A 20,180-nucleotide genomic window follows, 5' to 3' on the forward strand; every position below is an offset into this window, starting at 1 on the left:
TGTGTAAGGTAATTATCACGATCAGCTTATGACTTCTCACTGTCTTTAGAGGCTTCTGGGTTTATGTCTATTTTAGATGGTGCTTCTACTTTATTTGCTTCCACCGCATCTGGCTCTGCTGTATCTGATTTTTTCTTAATCAGTTTGACTTTAGGGCGCTTAGGAATAGGCTCGACATGCTTCACCGCTGCACCAACGGCAGGTTTCTTAAGCGCTTTTTTGATTCGCCGTACGGCGATTGCATCGGCTCTGGCTTGCTCTTCTGCTATCGCCGCCTCATGTAAGCTTTGATAGACTGCAAGCGTTTTTTCGATCATCTCACGCATCGTGAATTGGTTGGTCATTTCAGGACGAGTCACACTCTCTAACTGATTGCGTACAGCTTTGCATAACGAGTTAGCATTGTGTTTTTTGACCAGTCCTTGCGGATAGAGCGGTTGTAGGATTTCACTAAAGGCTGCCTGATCCCAACCAATCACAGGTGTGCCCAAGTGGATCGCTTGTAGGGCGTTGATACCAATTGATTCAGGTTCGTTGGCAAGCGCCATAACGATGTTGGCGGCTGAGAGCCATTCGCGCATATCATTACGCTTGCTGCCCACATAGGTAATACGTTCAGAGAGTCCCAAGCTATTGGTACGCTGGCGAAAGTCTTCATGAATGACATCACCATCTCTATAATCATCATCCATAATAATGACATGAATATTGGGAAACTGCTCTTGCAGGTTGCCCAAAATATCAATCAGCCACTCTTGACCATACTCATTTCCGATAACTGTTGGAAAAACGAGCCACTTCTTGTGCTCAAGCTCAGGATATTCGGCAAACGTATGACGTAGCCAATAGACCGAAGGATTGTGCCGATAAGGATAACGCCGAGTATCAATGCCGCGATGAATACGTACGACCTTTTTTGGGTCTACTTCTTCTCGGCGCAGGCCTTTGTGTAGATATTGGGTGACACTATCAGAGACGGTAATAATGGTATCGACATTGAGTAGCGCTTGGGAGTACTTATTGATAGGGTAGAACCCATACATGGTGGAGACCAGCTTTGGGAAATGCTTAACTCGTGCACGTCGCAGCGCTAAATGTAGTATCCATGCAGGGGTACGCGAATGTATATGAATAACATCAGGTTCATACTTTTCGATCAGGTGCCGTAGTGCTGAGACCTGCAGCAATGACAACCAAGACTTTTTATTCATATGTAGCTGATGATAGATATTACCATCGCGCTTGAGCCGTCTGACCAGATCATTGCTCTCATCTGCACTAGAGACGATGATAGAGGTATGCTCGTTTTTGACCAATGCACGCCCAAGATGAAAAATGCCGCGCTCGGATTCATCATGCTTCAAAGACGACAGTAAGCGCATAATCTTCATAGTAGCGTTGGTCACCGGTTAAGAATATTGAGCTGCTATTGTCAGTTAAAAGCGATTAAAACTCAACCATCAAGATACAAAGATGACTCAGAGGTTTGGTTTCTTAAAATATATCAGCATGCCTGTCTTGGCTATCCCGCTAAAACTTACTAACGACGCTTTTGTAAATGTTCAGCATTGGGCAATACTTGTTTCTCGCTCAAGTACTTCCAATAGCGCTGCGGTAAATACTGTCTATGTAGCTTGGGGTTTTTTCGCTCTTTGATATTGACGTTGGTAAAATAACCCTGCCAAAATTTTTGATAGCGCTGCTCATCAGTGCTATGAATACTGGTAGGATTACGTAGTACAGCATCGTCAAGATCAGTAATGGTCTGTAGCGGTGCAGGGCGAGTAGGCGTGCTATTACTTTTATCATAATAAATGCCATAACCACGCGTCAGGTCATAGATTGCCCAGTGTTGATCTTGATAACGTTGGCGAAAATGCTCTCCGATCAGTGGCAATACATTAAAGTCAGGTTCGACCCGCGCAAAATAGATATCATCAGTCGTGTGCTCAAAGCGTACAAATGCCTCCATACGATGCTTTTCGCGCCCGACCGACTTGACCGTTTGTGCTAACTCCAGAACGTCTAAATGACCTAAATCTTGCATGATCTGACGGCTAGGGTAATCGATGGCATACTTGACCACACGAAACAACGTCGTACCGATATCATCCTTCTCCGACAAGAACCCCCATAAAAGATTGCGCATACCAGAGCGTCCTAGCAACGTATTTAGCTTTACCAACACGCGCTCAGCGTTATCTGCATCCATCGCAACGCTAGTCGCTTGCGCTATTAATGAAGGCACATAACAGTCTTGAGCGGTGAGCTTTAATGAAATGTCGTTTTGCAATCGGTTGGCATAGACATAAAATACCGCACTGAGCCACCCCTCAAAACTTGGTTCATATAGCACGATACTAGGCGTTAACTGACCGATAGCGTAAGCGTCGTTTTGTATAAGTGCTGACATGGTTGGTCCTAAGTTTTTATGGTAAATAACCATCATAAATACCGTAGCGGAAAGGCTATTTTTTTAGCAAACACTATCTAAAACAAAGCCAACTGTCCGCTACGTTGATCTTTAAACTTGGTCTGTGTTTGTGCCAGTACATATTGACGAAAATTATCGCGCGTCAAGTGAGCCAAATGCTCGTTTTTGCCAGTGGTGGCGATAAAGTATTTGGCACGGTTGACCGCAGCGCCCATCTTTTTTAGATGATGTAGGGTCAATTGGTTGAACCGACGCGCCTTCACAATTTTCTTGGCAGTTTTGGTACCGATACCTGGTATACGTACAATCATCTCATAGGTCGCTGTCTGAATATTGACTGGGAAGTGCTCGCGATGACGTATCGCCCAAGCCAGTTTTGGATCACAATCTAAATCCAAGAATGGTGACTCTGGCTCTACAATCTCATGCGCGCCAAACCCATAAAAACGCATTAACCAATCCGCTTGATATAGGCGGTTCTCACGTACCATAGGTACAGGCGTCCCAATCGCTGGCAAGCGGTTGTCAGAGAGCATAGGTACATAGCCTGAATAGTAGACACGCTTTAGATCGTAGGCTTTATAAAAGTGACTTGATAGCTGTATCACTTGCAAGTCAGTCTCGTTACTAGCCCCGACAATCATCTGGCTGGTCTGACCTGCAGGCGTAAATTTAGGTGCTTTTTTGTGGGTTTTACGACTCTCACGAATGGTAATGATTTCTTCTTTTACTGTCTCCATCGGTGCTTTGAGCTGGTCATGTGATTTTTCTGGCGCAAGCAAAGCCAATCCTGATTTGGTTGGAATCTCAATATTGACGCTCAGGCGGTCAGCATATAGCCCTGCCTCTAGTAGCAGTTCCTTTGACGCGCCTGGTATGGTTTTTAGATGAATATAACCGTTGAAACGCTCGCGGGTACGTAGGAGTTTGGCGACTTCTACCAGTCGCTCCATCGTATAGTCGCCATTTTTGAAGATGCCAGAGCTCAGGAACAACCCTTCGATATAGTTGCGACGATAAAACTGCATGGTCAAGTCCACGACCTCTTCGACACTAAAAGCCGCACGCGGGGTGTCGTTGCTTTTACGTGAGGTGCAATACGCACAGTCATAAATGCAGTGGTTGGTAAACAGAATCTTTAGCAAGCTGACGCAGCGACCGTCTTCGGTATAGCTGTGGCAAATACCAGTGGCTGAGGCATCGCCTAAACCGCCGCCTTGATTTTTGCGCGTACCAGCCGAGGATGAGCAAGACACATCGTATTTTGCCGCATCGGCCAGAATATTGAGTTTGCCCTGTAATCTTTCATAATTGATGTTTGCCATAAGTCGCTTATTACCAATTAATTAATGAACGACTATTTTACCAAAATATGTATTAAGTCATTGTATTAATAGGAAAATTAATAAAATAACACGACAGATAGTGTCGTATACGACAATGGGATTAGGAGGGAGGTGATGGGTGTAATTATCAATACTGATTGATGTAAATTATGGAAAGAGGGTTAAGAGTCAGTTATACCATGGTCATAGTAGAAGAGTCATATGTTAAAACAGGTCTTGAACATTCAAGACCTGTTTTAGAGCGATACGTATAAAAAACATACGCTATAGTCGAGGCAGATGCTTACTGAACCTTTGCACGTATGACGACGGTTTGATTGCCATTGGCATTAAGATTTGCCAAGTTCCATTTCAGACCAGAGTAATTTTCTTGTATGGTGACCGTATTGCCAACTTGCTGGATGGTTTGATAGGTGTCGCCGCCAGTGGTGGCAAATGTCGGTAGCGGACTATTTAACGATACCAACTGCACGCCGCTAGGGAGTGAGATCATAGCATTAATATCATTAACGGGCTGCGCTGTGGTATTGGTATAGGTGGTGTGATATTCAATGACATCACCTGGAGCAATATGATTGGCAGGCACAGCAACTTCACGGCCAGTACCATTTTTCATGATTTTCATCACTTTGGTGTTCGCGTTTACGACACCAGGGGTACTAAAGGTAGGGGTCAACCGCAGGGTATCTAAGGTAGTCGTAGTTACTTGACTCGTTGTAGGTTGATTGGTGATGACGGTTGTCGCTGGCGCGTTTATAACAGGCAGCTGAGTGGCTCTGGTAACAGGTAACACTTGCGTTACGGTATTGATAGGTGTGGCGATGACATCTACTTTAGTAACACTGTTGGTCATTCGATTGGTGACGGGTACGCTTGTCACCGTCGTGCTACCTTGAGTGATGACTGCGCTGTTGGCACCTTGGCGGACGACATAGCGTGGCACGTTCGTGACCTGCGTCACCGCATAAGGCATGCCATCTTGCATCGTGATGCCGTTTGGTGTTGCCGTGATAGTGGCTGTTTGACCATTGGAGTATTGCTCAACCACGGTAGTGCTACTGCCTGCAGATGAGCTGATAGCGATTTCAGGCGCAGCATGTGCTGAAGAGGCGGCAAGTATCGTACCTGCGAATATGGCAGATACAGTGGTGGTTAGCGCTGTTGGTATATAAGTTCTCATGGTCATGATAGACTCCTTAGCAGTATCAATAAACAAAATAGCAGTAAGTAAAGCAGCAATAAATAATGCCCAGATAAGCGAAACCCCCGCCAATTGACACCACAAAGTATGCCAAATAACGAGGGTATCAGTACTGACGATAGCCGGTGTCTATGATCAGACCATCATTATCTTGAGTAATGAGCAACGCAGTATGAACTTATTCGAAAGCTCATAGATGTGACGTAGCGTCGACTGTGTTCAATATCAACGATGCTCAATATCACAATAATTGCGCACTCATAAACTCAAATAATTATGCGCCAAAACAAATCATGTATAAAAGCTGCATTGTGTAACCAAAGCGGTATAAATGCTATCAATGCGTAATGTCATTTTTCGTTATGACATGGGTTGCATTGAGGACACGCACTAGATCGACAGTCGCATCTATGATGATGAAAAATGTCTACAATTGAATCGAGCGGCTACTTACAAAGTAAATGTTTATTGTCTGGCAATATAAAGCCTTAACTAATAATGTACTGCTTAAATTGCCTGCCATTCAGAGCGTATGATTAATCGTAGATAACTTTCATGACTTCGTATTCAACCACACCTTTTGGTGTTTCGATGCGTACTTCATCGCCTTCAAACTTACCAATCAGACCGCGCGCGATTGGTGAGTTGACTGAGATTTTACCTGCTTTAAAATCAGCCTCATCATCACCAACGATTTTGTACTGCTTTTCTTCTTCAGTGTCCATGTTTTCGATCACGACACTCACGCCAAAGACGATACGACCTTCTTTTGGTAGTGTCGAAGGATCGATGACTTGAGCGCCACCAAGTTTGGCTTCGATATCACGAATACGTGCTTCACAAAACCCTTGTTGCTCGCGAGCAGCATGGTATTCAGCGTTCTCTTTTAGATCGCCATGTTCACGCGCTTCAGCAATTGACGCTGTGATGCGTGGACGGTCAACACTTTTTAACTGTTTTAATTCGGCTTCTAAAGCCGCATGTCCTTGCGGAGTCATTGGGTAACGTTGCATGTTTTTTCCTTAAACCAATAACACCACACCATCTCATAATGAGATGGTGTCAGTGCTGTTGCAATGGATATAAAATATAAAAGAATGATAATTAAGACGTCGTAATAAGTAAGCTGACTATCATTTATGAGTGTATCTCACCTTAATTCAAGCATAGCCACACTTAAGCTTACGTAATAAAAAGCATAGTCGCAATATTGCCACTATGCTTTTGGGTCTATCATGATAAAGGTGTCGCTCTCTGGCATCACTCGGTTGTATTTAGCGATGCCTTTGTGAGCGATTAGGCAAGCCTAATGGTTATGCTTAATCTACTGAAATTATTCTACCAAGTCAATAGAACTAGCCAATAGACTTTGCTTGCTCGTGCAAATCTTGTAACTTATAGACATCAAACGGTAAGTCAATCGCGTAAGATTTACAAACAGCATCTGCCGCACCTAGTGTCGTGACATAGAAGACTTTGCCCTGTAGCGCACTACGGCGGATAGAGAACGAGTCCTCTTGTGCCTGCTTGCCTTCAGTCGTATTGATAATAAGGTCAATTTTGCCGTTTTTCAAGGCGTCAACGATATGCGGGCGACCTTCAGTGACCTTGTTGATTTGCTGACATTCGATACCGGCGTCGCTCAGTACCTTTTTCGTGCCAGTCGTTGTGACGATTTTGAAGCCAAAGTCTACCAGCTGACGAGCGATTGGAGCGATTTGCGCTTTATCACTATCACGAACTGAGATAAAGACGGTCTTGGTCTCGCCTTCAGTGGGTAGACCTGGCAGACGCTCGTTACTACCGATGATGGCCTTGTAAAATGCTTCGCCAAAGGTCTTGCCCACGCCCATGACTTCGCCCGTTGATTTCATCTCAGGACTCAAGATTGGATCAACACCAGGGAACTTAGCAAATGGGAATACTGCTTCTTTGACCGCATAAAATGCTGGAACAATCTCAGTCGTAAAACCTTGGTCTTTAAGTGACGTACCTGCCATACAGCGAGCCGCAACCTGCGCTAATGAGGTGCCGATACACTTAGAGACAAACGGTACGGTTCGGGCAGCGCGTGGGTTCACTTCTAGGATATAGACCGTTTCGCCTTTGACAGCAAACTGAACGTTCATCAGACCCACAACGCCAAGCTCTTTTGCCATTGCAACTGTTTGCGCGCGCATCACATCACACAGCTCGTCAGACAGTGAGTACGGCGGTAGTGAACATGCTGAGTCACCTGAGTGGACACCCGCCTGTTCGATATGCTGCATGATACCGCCGATGACGACATCAGTACCGTCACATACACAGTCGACATCGACTTCGATGGCGTCATCCAAGAAGCGATCTAGTAGCACAGGCGCTTCATTCGAGGCTTGTACCGCGGTACGCAGGTAATGTCTTAGCTCGTCTTCGTTATAGACAATTTCCATCGCGCGGCCACCTAATACATACGACGGGCGTACAACCAATGGATAACCCACGTCTTTTGCTTTAACCAAGCCGTCTTCCAAGCTCGTTGCTAAGGCGTTTGAAGGTTGTATTAGGTTTAGCTGCTGAATCATGTGCTGGAAACGTTCACGATCTTCAGCGCGGTCGATCGCATCAGGACTCGTACCGATTATTTTTACGCCCGCAGATTCTAACGCGCGCGCCAGTTTCAATGGCGTTTGACCACCGAACTGCACAATCACACCGTCTGGGTTTTCGATACGGACGATTTCTAGCACGTCTTCTAACGTGATTGGCTCAAAGTATAGACGGTCAGAAGTGTCATAATCGGTTGAAACCGTTTCAGGGTTACAGTTGACCATGATGGTTTCAAAACCATCTTCACGCATGGCAAGCGCTGCGTGTACACAGCAGTAATCAAACTCAATACCTTGGCCGATACGGTTAGGGCCGCCACCGATAACCATGATTTTCTTTTTGTCGGTTGGGTTGGCTTCACATTCGCTATCGTAGGTTGAGTACATATAAGCGGTGCTGGTAGCAAATTCTGCAGCACAGGTATCGACACGCTTATAGACGGGATAAACGTTCAAATCCCAGCGTTTCTTACGTAATTGCTTTTGTGATACGCCTAGCAATTTAGCCAAACGCAAATCTGATAAACCTTTACGTTTAAAGCTACGTAGGTTTTTCTCGGTTAACCCGCCAAAACCCAATGATTTTACGATGTCTTCAGTTTTCACGATGTCTTCGATTTGTACCAAGAACCATGGGTCAATTTTGGTGTAATTAAACACCTCGTCAACACTCATACCAACGCGGAACGCATCAGCGATATAGTAGATACGATCAGGGGTTGGAATGGTTAAGCGATTGATAATCTCGCTACGAGCTTTCTCAGCACTTACTTTGGATAAATCAACTTGCTCATCAAAACCGTCCGCACCTGTTTCCATACCGCGTAGGGCTTTTTGCATAGACTCTTGAAAATTACGACCAATCGCCATGACTTCGCCGACCGATTTCATCTGCGTCGATAGGATATTGTCCGCTTGTGGGAATTTTTCAAAGTTAAAACGCGGTATCTTAGTGACGACATAATCAAGCGCAGGCTCAAAGCTCGCTGGGGTTTTACCACCAGTGATGTCATTTTGTAATTCATCTAGCGTGTAGCCGATCGCTAGTTTTGCTGCGATTTTGGCAATCGGGAAACCAGTGGCTTTTGAAGCGAGAGCAGATGAGCGCGATACGCGTGGGTTCATCTCGATGACCACCATACGGCCCGTATCGGGATTGATACCGAACTGTACGTTTGAGCCGCCTGTTTCTACACCGATCTCACGCAGTACCGCGAGTGATGCGTTACGCATGATTTGATATTCTTTATCCGTCAATGTCTGCGCTGGGGCAACGGTGATTGAGTCGCCAGTATGTACGCCCATTGGGTCAAAGTTTTCGATGGCACAGATGATGATACAGTTGTCGTTTTTGTCACGAACCACTTCCATCTCGTATTCTTTCCAACCGATGAGTGACTCATCAATCAATAATTGATGGTTTGGTGATAAGTCAAAACCGCGCTCACAAATCTCGATGAATTCATCGCGGTTGTAAGCAATACCGCCACCTGAACCGCCCATAGTGAATGATGGACGAATGATACACGGATAGCCCATTTTTTCTTGGGTAGCAAAGGCTTCTTCCATGGTCTCAGCCGTTTCAGCGCGTGGGCACTCAAGACCGATGCGCTTCATCGCTTTGTCAAATAAGTCGCGATCTTCTGCCATCTCGATTGAGTCTTTGGTCGCGCCAATCAGCTCGCAGTCATACTTAGTCAGTACACCATGCTTATCTAGGTCTAATGCACAGTTGAGCGCGGTCTGTCCGCCCATGGTTGGCAAGATTGCATCAGGACGCTCTTTGGCAATGATTTGCTCAACCGTCTGCCATGTGATCGGCTCGATATAGGTGGCATCCGCCATGACAGGATCGGTCATGATAGTCGCAGGGTTCGAGTTGACCAAGATGACACGGTAGCCTTCTTCCTTTAGTGCTTTACACGCCTGTGCGCCTGAGTAGTCAAACTCACATGCTTGGCCGATGACGATGGGGCCTGCGCCAATGATAAGAATGCTTTTTATGTCGGTACGTTTTGGCATAATATTTTTAAGTCCTATTTTGGCGGTTTAGATTTATAAAGTATTGAGTAATATGTCTGATCTTTAGGGTGCTATGTTTTAATCCAAAATCGTAATATCTTCAAAAATAATTTATTTGATAATATTTAGCGCGCAAGTCTACATCTCTTTTCAGAGTCACCTACAGCGCCACCCAGCAATAAAAACTTCATTGGAGCGGAGTCGAAAATAAGATTATCTTCTTTGACCGGCTGACCTACTATAATTAGTAAGTCTTTATAGCGTTCATCTACAATCATATCTTGAAATATTAAAGCATCTTTCTTCGTGAGAAGATCTAGTGCAGGAGAAGCTGATAGATGTTCCTCATCAAACTCAATTGCATTTGGAGCGTTATAAAAAATATCAGCGATAGAAATTAGCAAATCTAGTTTGTCTAAATATAAATCAATATATTCGGAGTTTTTAGCTACTAAATCTTCTATCATATAATTAGAGAGGTCATAAAAAGCCTCTCTATCAATATTACTGAAAACGCACTGCTTTTCTTCTTTTGAATTAATATCATCAGATAGTAAAGAATTAACAAAGTTAGGATCGTTTATAGCCCTGATAGAAAAATCAGCAAGTCTAATTTTCTCTGCTAACAGCTCTTTTTTATTTTCAAAGCTCAATTCTGGCTTGCCTGTTACCTCAGTATTAGGCAGAGTCAGTTTCTGCTGAGTTTGTAGGTTAGAATGGTCAACAGTTGGTTTGGTAGTAGTACATGCCACCAAACCAATCGTTAATAGTCCAATCACAAAACCACTTTTGATAGAATTTATCACTATTTAGCCGCTTCCATCATCTCAGCAAACTTATCAAACAATGGCGCGCAGTCATGTGGGCCTGGGCTGGCTTCTGGGTGACCTTGGAAGCTAAATACAGGTTTGTTGGTCAGCTCGATACCTTGGTTGGTGCCGTCAAATAGTGAGCGATGAGTCGATTTGACATTGTCAGGTAGCGTGTCTTCATCAACCGCAAAACCATGGTTTTGACTGGTGATCATCACTGTGCCAGTCGCCAAGTCTTGTACGGGATGGTTGGCACCATGATGGCCCGTTTTCATCTTGATAGTATTTGCACCGCTGGCAAGACCAATCAGCTGATGACCTAAGCAAATACCAAACGTTGGTACATCAGTCTCTTCGATAATGTGACGCACGCTATCGATTGCATAATCACATGCAGCAGGATCACCAGGGCCGTTTGATAAGAAAATACCATCTGGGTTCATGGCTAGCACGTCTGCGATAGGCGTCTGTGCTGGTACAACCGTTACGTGGCAGCCACGGTCGACGAGCATACGTAGGATATTGGTTTTGCTACCGAAGTCATAAGCAACGACATTGAATTTGGCATCAACATGGGTGCCGAGTTGTTTAAAGAAGCCGCCCGTACCGCTGTCATGGCTACCAGGGATATCACGATTGAGTAGGGTATCTGATAGATCCCATGTGCCTGCTGTCCATTCAAAGCTGTCTGTCGTGCAGCACTCTTTTGCTAGATCCATACCTTTTAGACCAGCAAAGCCTTGAGCCAACTCAATTGCTTTTTGCTCATCATCAGTGCTGATAGTCTCGCCATCTGATGCGGTCATGATACAGCCACTTTGCGCACCCTTATCACGTAACAGGCGTGTCAACTGACGCGTGTCAATCTCAGCGATAGCAACGGTCTCATTACGCTGTAGATAGTCGCTTACAGATTCTGAGTTTCGAAAGTTAGAAGTGACCATTGTGGCGTCACGGATGATTAGGCCTTCTGCCCATACTTTGTGACCATTGCCGGACTCGGTGTCCTCAGCGTTGGTACCCGTGTTGCCGATATGCGGATAAGTTAGGGTCACCAGCTGGCGTGCATAACTTGGGTCAGTTAGGATTTCTTGGTATCCTGTCATGGCGGTATTAAATACGACCTCACCAACACGATGACCTAGGCTGCCTATACTGACACCACGAAAAATTGTACCGTCTGCTAGTGCCAAAATTGCTTGTGTTTCTGCTGATGAATTCAAGGATTGCCTCCGCTATTATTGGTGAGTGCCATCATGTTTCGCTAGTCAATATATTGCTCCGTATCCTTTTATTTACGGCATCTGACGACTGTCACATAAAGATAATAAAAGGGCGATACACAAAAATTTTCCACAAAAAAGCGAGAAGACATTATTGATGAAAACTACAAAACCCACTAGATAGTGAATAGGTAACTTGCATCATGTCCGCTCGCTTAGGCACAGATTTTGCGTATTATATATAAAATAGACGAGTATGGCTAGCCGATTCTTTGGATTAATAGTCATTACATAAAGGAAAGTTGAGTTTTTATGAGGAATACAGACTGAGTAAAATAGCCTAAGCATAAAAAAGTAACTTTGCACCATCTTCAATAACATTGATATTCATCAGCCATTAATAGCGCTGGATTTTAGCAGTTGGCTTTGCCACAATGAACAGCGCAGCGATATACTCAATTTTTATGATCGTTTGTTATAACAATAATGAAGATAACAAGGAGTCGTTATGATTTATCAGTATTTGGACAAAACCCCTGAGTTTGCCGCACCATTCAATGGTTGGGTAGCAGATTCAGCGCAAGTGATGGGTGATGTGTATCTGGGTCATCAAGCCAATGTTTGGTTTGGTGCTGTGATACGCGGTGACAATGATCGCATTCATATCGGTGATTATAGTAATGTTCAAGAAAACAGTGTGATTCATACCGATGCAGGCATAAAGGTCACAGTTGGCAATTATGTTACCATCGGCCATCTGGCGATGCTACATGGCTGTGAGATTGGTGATAACAGTCTTATTGGTATTGGTGCCGTGGTGCTCAATAATGTCAAGATTGGTAAAAACTGCCTCATAGGGGCAAAGGCCTTGGTTACTGAAGGGCAGGTCATTCCAGATAACTCTCTGGTGATGGGCGCGCCTGCAAAAGTTGTCAAAACACTAACCGATGAGCAAGCTGCTATGCTAAAAATGTCAGCGCTACATTATGCTGAGCGTTGCCAGAAGTTCAAAACAGGACTGACAGAAGTGGCAATGCCTGACTAAAGACAGACAGAACCAGTCTATATAGACGAAGCAAACTCTAAAAAAGATCATGGAGTGGCAGCTGGGTTTGCTTGATGCTGTCATTCTTAGTCAATGACCACCCTCATTTCTTGTACTTTTTATTAGATCACTTTTATCAAATCACTCATATTTTTTCGCAATTAACGATAAGGTCTCACTATGCAGGTAGATCCAGCACAAAAACAACAAAAGCAACTGGCGTTATTTGATTTAGATCATACGTTACTCGATGTCGATAGCGATTATCTCTGGGGCGAATATATCGTCAAGCATGACCTGGTCGATGAGGCTCAGTATCGAACTGCCAATCAGAAATTTTATAATGATTATATAGAGGGCACGCTAGACGCAACAGAATACAATGAGTTTGTCGCGCAATTTTTGAGCAGTCTACCGCTTGATCGACTTGATGAGTTAAGAGAAGATTATATCAAGAGCGAAATCGAGCCAAATATTCGTCCAAAAGCGATGGAAGTATTGTGTCAGCATATCGAGCAAGGGCACCATGTGGTGATTATTTCTGCGACCAATGACTTTGTGGTATCCGCCATTGCCAAGCGTTTTGGTATTGAAGCTGCCAATGTATTGGCAACGCCGCTTGAGATTAAAGATGATCGCTATACAGGTAAGCTCACTGACAAACCAAACTTTCAAGCAGGCAAAATATACCATCTAGATAAATGGCTGAATAATAAACAAGCTGCTGGCATCACCTTTGAAAAAACATACGCCTATTCAGATTCCAAAAACGATATTCCACTGCTCGAATGGGCTGATGTGGCTGTTTGTGTATCGCCTGATGATGCGTTACATGCTCACGCCTTGGCACATCGCTGGGCAGTAGAGGATTGGTCTTTGTAGAGGGTTTGGTTTAGATATAACAGAAATACTAACAATAATGATAATTAGCCAATTATTTATACTTAATCTCACTTAAAATAGCGCCGTATTCGTTATTTATTTTTTAGAAGAAACAGGAAAATTTATGGAAATTAATCCGTATCAAGAACAGATCAAAGACTTATCCGAGCGTGGGCAGGACTTGCGGAGGTATCTTTGACTTCGATGGTAAGCAAGAACGCTTAGAAGAAGTCAATCTAGAGCTAGAAAACCCCGAGCTTTGGAATGATCCAGAGCGCGCGACCAAAATTAATAAAGAAAAGAGTCACCTTGATGGTGTCATCGATGTGGTGGTCTCTCTTGAAACCACACTAGAGGATGCCACTGCTATGCTAGAGCTGGCTGTCGAAGCAGAAGATGAGTCACTGCTAGCTGACGTGCAGAGCGAGCTAGATAGCGCTGAGAAACGCGTGGCTGATCTAGAGTTCCGCCGAATGTTCAGCGGTGAGATGGATCCAAATAACTGCTACTTGGATATCCAATCGGGCAGTGGCGGCACTGAAGCACAAGATTGGGCAGAAATGCTACTGCGTATGTATACACGCTGGGCGGAAGCGCATGGCTTCAAAGTGGATGTGATTGAAGTGTCATCAGGTAGTGTGGCTGGTATCAAGTCGGCGACGATTGAGATCAAAGGCGATTATGCCTTTGGTTGGTTGCGCACCGAAATTGGCGTCCATCGTTTGGTACGTAAGTCACCATTTGATAGTAATAATGGTCGTCATACCTCGTTTGCTGCGGTGTTCGTCTCGCCTGAGATTGACGACAATGTCGAGATTGATATCAATCCAGCTGATTTGCGTATCGATACCTATCGTTCATCTGGCGCAGGTGGTCAGCACGTAAACACCACAGATTCTGCGGTACGTATTACCCATGAGCCGTCGGGCGTGGTAGTAACCTGTCAGAATGGGCGTAGTCAACATGGCAATAAAGCCACCGCAATGAAAATGCTACGTGCTAAGCTCTATGAGCTTGAGATGCAAAAACGTATGGAGTCACAGCAAGCGGTCGAAGATGGTAAGTCTGACGTCGGCTGGGGCAGTCAAATTCGCTCATACGTGCTCGATGACTCTCGTATCAAAGACTTGCGCACTGGTGTTGAAACCTTCAATACTGGTGCTGTGCTAGATGGTGATCTTGATCAATTTATCGAAGCCAGTCTAAAAGCAGGACTATAAAGCAGAATCGAGATATTCATAACTGTTTAATATATCTACCCACATTTAATTAAGGAAAATTATGCCAAGCGTTAATAACTATTTTGATGATAAAGTGACTTCTATCGCCTTTCAAACAGCGACCAAGCCTGCGACAGTCGGTGTTATGGAAAGTGGTGAGTATGAGTTTGGCACCAGCGAATTTGAAACCATGAGCGTGGTAAGCGGTGCATTAACTGTCAAGTTACCAGAGAGTGATGAGTGGCAAACGTTTAATGCTGGTGAGCAATTCACGGTTGAAGCCAATCAAAAGTTCCAAGTAAAAGTAGATGTCGAAACCGCTTACTTATGTGTATATGGTAAATAGTAAGCTCTAAGTTATAGCGATATCAAAAAAAACGCCAAGTATTTTATGCATGGCGTTTTTTTTGTGTCATATTTTAAATGAGGTTTAAGCTACCATTCTAAAAACCCTATTTTACACAGCATTACACTTTGTCTGTGCCAAATAAACAGCAAAAAAAACACTCATTAATTATGCTAAGACCATGAATTCTCGAAGGTATACAGTGTTATGACAAAGGCAACAGAAAAGGCAAGCCAGCAGGCGATTACAAAAGATGCGCGACACGATTACGAGCATCTAGCACGCCGTGCTAATTTGCGCTATGTGAGTGACGATGAACCAGGCTACGAGCGTAGACGCTGGGGTCGCGGTTTTACTTATCGTGATGCCACAGGCAAGACTGTCAAAGACAAAGCGCTGCGTCAACGTTTTGATGCGTTGGTGATACCGCCCATGTGGTCGGAGGTGTGGATATGCCAAGATGAAAAAGGACATCTGCAATCAACAGGACGAGACGAAAAGTCACGTAAGCAATACTTATATCATCCCTCATGGAATAATATTCGTGACCAAGCCAAATTCGATGCGATGATAGGATTTGCAGAAGTGCTACCTAACCTACGCGCACAAGTTGAGATAGATCTAGAGGCCGAGTCGCTGTCACGCACCAATGTACTGGCAGCCATCGTCAAACTACTTGAGACGACACTGATTCGTATCGGTAATAGCCGCTATGCCAAGCAAAATAAAAGCTATGGTCTGAGTACGCTACGTAGCAAGCATGTGAGCGAAACGGATACTGGACTGGCGTTTGATTTTGTAGGAAAGAGCGCAAAAGAGCATCACATTGAGCTACAAGATGAGCGATTGATTGATATCGTACAAGCCTGCTCAGAGTTGCCGGGTTATCAGATATTCAAATACTTAGATGATGACGGACATAAACAAGTCGTTGATAGTAGCGACATCAACGAATATCTGCGCATGCATACATGCGGTACAGATTGTGAGAGTAAGCTATACAGTGCAAAGGATTTTCGCACGTGGATGGCAAGTGTGCTTGCAGCAAGCTACCTATATGACGAGCTGCAAACGTCCGCAGGCGCGAGCATATTGGCAAGTGCTCCAGAAAGTGCTGAGCGTCAGCAGTTAGTCGTTGATATGGTAAAAAGTGTGGCAGCAGAGCTGGGCAACACGCCGACCGTATGCCGCGCCTCTTATATTCATCCTATTGTTATTCAGCGTTTTTTAGCAGGGCAGTTCTTTGAGCGCTATAAGCAAGCGCGTCGCGCCCGAACGAAAAAGTACCAAAGCTGCGAAGAAAAAGCATTGTTAGGTTTGCTGAGTGCTGCCGTTTAAGTATTGCCATTTATAGATAAGTATTTAGATACGGGTGCTCAAGCCTTAATATTGCAGTATCAATGTCTTTCTGAAGGCTTCGAGCTAAAGGGTTCAAAAATAGCTACAACCTATAATTATTGAGGTATTTAGCACTAGACCATAGCTCATTAATAATAATGAGTTATGGTTAAATTTTATCTATATAAAATAAAAATGATACGTTATGTATTGAAATAAGAGTAAAAATGCGTTACTAATAGAGCATGATAAATACGAACGTATAAAACGGTCTATAGGATGTGACCATTTTGCAATCATACATACTATTTTAACAGTTACCTGCTATTGCTAAAGGATTAGCTTATGAACACCACCACTCAAACTCCGACGAATATTGATACAGACACCAATTTCACACCAAAAAACTATACCGATTACTATAACAATTTTGATATGAATGCACTGCTGTCAGAAATATTTGGCGAGCATGTGGACGATCGTTTAAATGCTTATATGGCTTGTTGTGGTCGTCACATACGTGATGGCCGCGCTGACAATGCCGCGCTAGTACACGAAGATACCGCGGGCAACATAACGCGCATGAGTTTTGGTGAGCTTGATAAAGCAAGTGCCCAAATCGCTAACTTGCTACAGTCGTATGGAGTAAAAGCGGGCGACAAGGTAGCGACGATGCTACCGCGCACGCCCGAGCTGCTAACCGTTGTGTTGGCAACATGGCGCATCGGAGCCGTATATCAGCCGCTATTTACCGCATTTGGCTATGATTCAATCAAATACCGCATGGATAAGGCTGACACCAAAGTTGTTTTTACCAATCTAGAGAACCGCAGCAAGTTTGAAGACTTAGCCGCGCAAACCAAGATGGTATTGGTCGGCAGTGCGGAAGACGCTCAAACATGGGGTGACGACCACTACAGCCAGTCTATGGCAGCACAACCGCAGATGATAGAGGCAGTCACGCTCGATACTGATGCGCCATTTTTGCAAATGTTTACCTCAGGTACAGTCGGTAAATCAAAAGGCGTCAGCGTTCCGTTAGCGGCATTACCTGCTTTTTACCTATATATGCGTTATGCCATTGATCTACGCGACGATGACCAGTATTGGAACATGGCAGATCCTGGCTGGGCATATGGCTTGTACTACGCGATCACAGGACCTCTTCTATTGGGTATCACCACTTATTTTAATGAAGCAGGATTTGATGCGACCAATACCCGTGATTTTATGGTGCGTCACAAGATTACCAACTTGGCCTCTTCACCCACCGCATTTCGCATGATGAAATCCAGCGGCGTTTTCGACAATGTTGATGAAAGTGCTCATAATGATGCCAATGCTAAGCTGTCTTTGCGCTGTGCCAACTCAGCAGGGGAGACGCTGAATACCGAAGTCGTCAACTGGGTCGAAACCTATCTAAACTGCCAAGTAAAAGATCAATATGGGCAAACAGAAACAGGTATGACTTGCTGTGCGCATCATGCGTTAACGCACGAGTCTCCAGTGGGGTCAATGGGAATGGCACTACCAGGTCATACGTTAGTGGTATTAGATGACGATATGACTGTACTGCCAGATGGTGAGCAAGGACAGCTAGCAGTTGTGGTCAGTCAGTCGCCTGCGTTCTATTTCCGTGGTTATAGCTGGAATGAAAAACAAGCCTTTGTAGAGGATTACTATCTAACAGGCGATGTGGTCGAGCGTCATAGTGACGGTAGCTACTGGTTCTCAGGCCGTGATGATGACATTATTATTACCGCAGGTTATCGCGTAGGGCCTACGGATGTCGAAAACACCGTATTAGAGCATGACGCCGTTGCAGAATCTGCGGCCGTGGGCGTGCCGGATGAAGTGCGTGGTCATACCATCAAGTCTTATGTGGTGCTAAAAGACGGTGTGGAAGGCAGCGATGAGATTGCCAAAGAAATCCAAGAGTTGGTACGCAAACGCTTATCTACTCATGCGTATCCGCGTGAGGTTGAGTTTGTGACAGAACTGCCCAAAACGCCAAGTGGTAAGATTCAACGCTTTTTGCTACGTAGTCTGTCTGCTGCATAAATAAGTTGATAAAGCATCCATAAATTTAATAGAAAAATATCTAATAAGAAGCAAAATCTAAAGGAATAATCATGCAAGTTAAACAAAACAGCTTTTTGGTCACAGGCGGTGCATCAGGTTTGGGCGAGTCAGTGGCTCGGGTGATTGTCGATCAAGGTGGTAACGTCGTCATCGCTGACCTGAATGAGTCAGCAGGGCAAGCATTGGTCACTGAGCTAGGTGATAGTGCACGTTTTGTGCGTTGTGATATCACCAACGGTGATGAAGTGCAATTAGCGGTTGAGATGGCAGAGTCAGCTTTTGGCGGCTTACAAGGCTCAATCAACTGTGCGGGCATCGTAGTCGTACAAAAGCTGCTGGATCGTGACAACAATCCAGCAGATCTTGAGGCATTTAGCCGCGGGGTCAATATCAACTTGGTCGGTTCATTCAATGTTGCCCGTTTGGTCGCAGCGAGTATCGCCAAGCGTTTGGCTAATGACAGCACTGCAGATGCCAATGCAGAAAAGAACCATGTAGGAAAAAATGCGGATCAAGGTATTATTATCAATACGGCCTCTATCGCCGCCTTTGATGGTCAAGTGGGCCAAGCCAGTTACTCATCGTCCAAGGCAGGGGTGGTTGGATTAACGTTGCCACTTGCTCGCGAGCTGGCTCGTCATGGGATTCGCGTGATGACTATCGCACCGGGTGTCTTCGCTACGCCGATGATGGAATCTATTCCAGAAAAAGCCCGCGAACAGTTGGAGGCGGGCGTACCTTATCCTAAACGTTTGGGCGCTCCCAATGAGTTTGCCAAATTGGTGACTCATATTATTGATAATGCCTATCTAAATGGTGAAGTCATTCGCTTAGATGGTGCCATTCGTATGGTCTAGCTCTCGTTGCTTTCATTATTTTCACACAAAATTGATCTACATAATATGGCATGACTCTTTGATACAGTATTATTAATTACTCTTGAGAGTTGATAATAAGGATCAAGTTTCATGTCATTTTTTTGCAAAAAATCTTACCAATTAAGCGAATCATATTCGCAATGGTTGCTGACATTCATCAGTATTAGCCTCATTTTCTTTTCGAGCACCAGCGCCATTGCTTATGCCAAAAGTACCTCAAAACCCAAAAACCCCATTCCTTCTTCTATAGTGATTGATCGAGTCTTCGTCGATAAATCAGACCGTATCTTAAAACTGATGAGCGATGGTAAAGTTATTAGGTCGTATCGTATTGCCCTTGGGGGCAGTCCAACAGGTCATAAGCAACAGGAAGGTGACCAGCGTACGCCAGTTGGGGTCTATACATTAGATTATAAAAATGAGAACTCTATTGCGCATCGCTCTATTCATATTAGCTATCCAAATGCTGCGGACAAAGCACATGCAAATTCGCTAGGCGTTAGCCCAGGCGGCGATATCATGATTCATGGACAAATGAATGGCTTTGGACATTTGAGCTGGTTGAACCAAAGCCGCGATTGGACTGATGGTTGTATCGCGGTTACCAATGACGAGATGGATACCATTATGGCAGCCGTTAAGGTTGGTACGGTGATTGAAATTGTTGAGTAAACGGTTTAAGTTTATGATAATTATAAGATGTAAGTATAAATTGATGCTTTATAAAGGATAGTTTTTCCCTATTTTAAATATCATTGTTTTT

At 44.4% G+C, this 20,180-nt stretch carries 16 protein-coding genes; 8 read left to right on the top strand and 8 right to left on the bottom strand.

The window, feature by feature from the left end; all coding sequences use genetic code 11:
* Nucleotides 1–26 precede the first annotated feature (26 nt).
* From ACTXGL_RS08790 to carA, 8 genes are all read right to left on the bottom strand, one after another.
* Entirely contained in the window at nucleotides 27–1,391 is a 1,365-nt protein-coding gene (locus ACTXGL_RS08790) for a glycosyltransferase (RefSeq protein ID WP_443526278.1), read from the bottom strand.
* 149 nt (nucleotides 1,392–1,540) lie between these two features.
* On the bottom strand, nucleotides 1,541–2,413 hold the full coding sequence (locus ACTXGL_RS08795; RefSeq protein ID WP_443526280.1) for a TIGR03915 family putative DNA repair protein: 873 nt from the start codon (nucleotides 2,411–2,413) through the stop codon (nucleotides 1,541–1,543).
* A 77-nt stretch (nucleotides 2,414–2,490) separates the two neighbouring features.
* Nucleotides 2,491–3,759: a putative DNA modification/repair radical SAM protein gene (locus tag ACTXGL_RS08800; RefSeq protein ID WP_443526282.1), complete on the bottom strand. Its 1,269-nt coding sequence runs from the start codon at nucleotides 3,757–3,759 to the stop codon at nucleotides 2,491–2,493.
* Nucleotides 3,760–4,063: 304 nt separating this feature from the next.
* Nucleotides 4,064–4,966, bottom strand: coding sequence for a hypothetical protein (locus tag ACTXGL_RS08805; RefSeq protein WP_443526284.1), 903 nt, complete (start codon nucleotides 4,964–4,966; stop codon nucleotides 4,064–4,066).
* A 551-nt stretch (nucleotides 4,967–5,517) separates the two neighbouring features.
* A complete protein-coding gene (greA, locus tag ACTXGL_RS08810; RefSeq protein ID WP_057760725.1) occupies nucleotides 5,518–5,994 on the bottom strand; it encodes a transcription elongation factor GreA in 477 nt (158 codons plus the stop codon).
* A gap of 342 nt (nucleotides 5,995–6,336) precedes the next feature.
* Nucleotides 6,337–9,591, bottom strand: a complete 3,255-nt coding sequence (gene carB, locus ACTXGL_RS08815) for a carbamoyl-phosphate synthase large subunit (protein WP_443526285.1) — start codon at nucleotides 9,589–9,591, stop codon at nucleotides 6,337–6,339.
* Between the two features lie 125 nt (nucleotides 9,592–9,716).
* Entirely contained in the window at nucleotides 9,717–10,397 is a 681-nt protein-coding gene (locus tag ACTXGL_RS08820) for a hypothetical protein (protein WP_443526287.1), read from the bottom strand.
* Nucleotides 10,397–11,626 carry a glutamine-hydrolyzing carbamoyl-phosphate synthase small subunit gene (gene carA, locus ACTXGL_RS08825; RefSeq protein WP_443526289.1) on the bottom strand — a complete coding sequence of 410 codons (1,230 nt, stop codon included), beginning with the start codon at nucleotides 11,624–11,626 and terminating at the stop codon, nucleotides 10,397–10,399. Before carA ends, ACTXGL_RS08820 begins: the two co-directional genes overlap by 1 nt.
* A gap of 508 nt (nucleotides 11,627–12,134) precedes the next feature.
* Between carA and ACTXGL_RS08830 the strand changes: the two genes are divergently transcribed.
* The 8 genes from ACTXGL_RS08830 to ACTXGL_RS08865 all read left to right on the top strand — a co-directional run bounded on the left by ACTXGL_RS08830 (nucleotide 12,135) and on the right by ACTXGL_RS08865 (nucleotide 20,089).
* Nucleotides 12,135–12,671, top strand: coding sequence for a gamma carbonic anhydrase family protein (locus ACTXGL_RS08830; protein ID WP_319050497.1), 537 nt, complete (start codon nucleotides 12,135–12,137; stop codon nucleotides 12,669–12,671).
* 180 nt (nucleotides 12,672–12,851) lie between these two features.
* Entirely contained in the window at nucleotides 12,852–13,553 is a 702-nt protein-coding gene (locus ACTXGL_RS08835; RefSeq protein ID WP_443526290.1) for an HAD family hydrolase, read from the top strand.
* Nucleotides 13,554–13,677: 124 nt separating this feature from the next.
* A protein-coding gene (prfB, locus tag ACTXGL_RS08840) for a peptide chain release factor 2 (RefSeq protein ID WP_443526292.1) occupies nucleotides 13,678–14,773 on the top strand; the annotation gives its coding sequence in 2 pieces (ribosomal slippage) (nucleotides 13,678–13,749 and nucleotides 13,751–14,773; 1,095 coding nt in all).
* Between the two features lie 61 nt (nucleotides 14,774–14,834).
* Nucleotides 14,835–15,119 (top strand): pyrimidine/purine nucleoside phosphorylase, encoded by a 285-nt coding sequence (gene ppnP / locus ACTXGL_RS08845; protein ID WP_319050494.1) that lies wholly within the window; start codon nucleotides 14,835–14,837, stop codon nucleotides 15,117–15,119.
* 207 nt (nucleotides 15,120–15,326) lie between these two features.
* The gene (locus tag ACTXGL_RS08850) at nucleotides 15,327–16,457 is read left to right on the top strand and encodes a DNA topoisomerase IB (protein ID WP_443526294.1); all 1,131 of its coding nucleotides are present in this window, start codon (nucleotides 15,327–15,329) and stop codon (nucleotides 16,455–16,457) included.
* Nucleotides 16,458–16,802: 345 nt separating this feature from the next.
* On the top strand, nucleotides 16,803–18,518 hold the full coding sequence (locus tag ACTXGL_RS08855) for an AMP-binding protein (protein ID WP_443526296.1): 1,716 nt from the start codon (nucleotides 16,803–16,805) through the stop codon (nucleotides 18,516–18,518).
* Between the two features lie 71 nt (nucleotides 18,519–18,589).
* On the top strand, nucleotides 18,590–19,396 hold the full coding sequence (locus ACTXGL_RS08860; RefSeq protein ID WP_443526298.1) for an SDR family NAD(P)-dependent oxidoreductase: 807 nt from the start codon (nucleotides 18,590–18,592) through the stop codon (nucleotides 19,394–19,396).
* 111 nt (nucleotides 19,397–19,507) lie between these two features.
* Complete coding sequence (locus tag ACTXGL_RS08865; protein WP_443526299.1) at nucleotides 19,508–20,089, top strand: L,D-transpeptidase family protein; 582 nt, start codon at nucleotides 19,508–19,510, stop codon at nucleotides 20,087–20,089.
* Nucleotides 20,090–20,180 lie beyond the last annotated feature (91 nt).

It is taken from the genome of Psychrobacter sp. T6-6, assembly GCF_052258185.1.
Taxonomy (GTDB): Bacteria; Pseudomonadota; Gammaproteobacteria; order Pseudomonadales; family Moraxellaceae; genus Psychrobacter.

Bases quoted from the DNA above. Each gene is read 5' to 3' on its own strand.
- ACTXGL_RS08850 (WP_443526294.1), top strand. From the start codon at position 15,327: ATGACAAAGGCAACAGAAAAGGCAAGCCAGCAGGCGATTACAAAAGAT.
- greA (WP_057760725.1), bottom strand. From the start codon at position 5,994: ATGCAACGTTACCCAATGACTCCGCAAGGACATGCGGCTTTAGAAGCC.
- carB (WP_443526285.1), bottom strand. From the start codon at position 9,591: ATGCCAAAACGTACCGACATAAAAAGCATTCTTATCATTGGCGCAGGC.
- ACTXGL_RS08830 (WP_319050497.1), top strand. From the start codon at position 12,135: ATGATTTATCAGTATTTGGACAAAACCCCTGAGTTTGCCGCACCATTC.
- ACTXGL_RS08795 (WP_443526280.1), bottom strand. From the start codon at position 2,413: ATGTCAGCACTTATACAAAACGACGCTTACGCTATCGGTCAGTTAACG.
- ACTXGL_RS08835 (WP_443526290.1), top strand. From the start codon at position 12,852: ATGCAGGTAGATCCAGCACAAAAACAACAAAAGCAACTGGCGTTATTT.
- ACTXGL_RS08860 (WP_443526298.1), top strand. From the start codon at position 18,590: ATGCAAGTTAAACAAAACAGCTTTTTGGTCACAGGCGGTGCATCAGGT.
- ACTXGL_RS08865 (WP_443526299.1), top strand. From the start codon at position 19,508: ATGTCATTTTTTTGCAAAAAATCTTACCAATTAAGCGAATCATATTCG.
- ppnP (WP_319050494.1), top strand. From the start codon at position 14,835: ATGCCAAGCGTTAATAACTATTTTGATGATAAAGTGACTTCTATCGCC.
- ACTXGL_RS08805 (WP_443526284.1), bottom strand. From the start codon at position 4,966: ATGACCATGAGAACTTATATACCAACAGCGCTAACCACCACTGTATCT.
- ACTXGL_RS08790 (WP_443526278.1), bottom strand. From the start codon at position 1,391: ATGAAGATTATGCGCTTACTGTCGTCTTTGAAGCATGATGAATCCGAG.
- ACTXGL_RS08800 (WP_443526282.1), bottom strand. From the start codon at position 3,759: ATGGCAAACATCAATTATGAAAGATTACAGGGCAAACTCAATATTCTG.
- ACTXGL_RS08855 (WP_443526296.1), top strand. From the start codon at position 16,803: ATGAACACCACCACTCAAACTCCGACGAATATTGATACAGACACCAAT.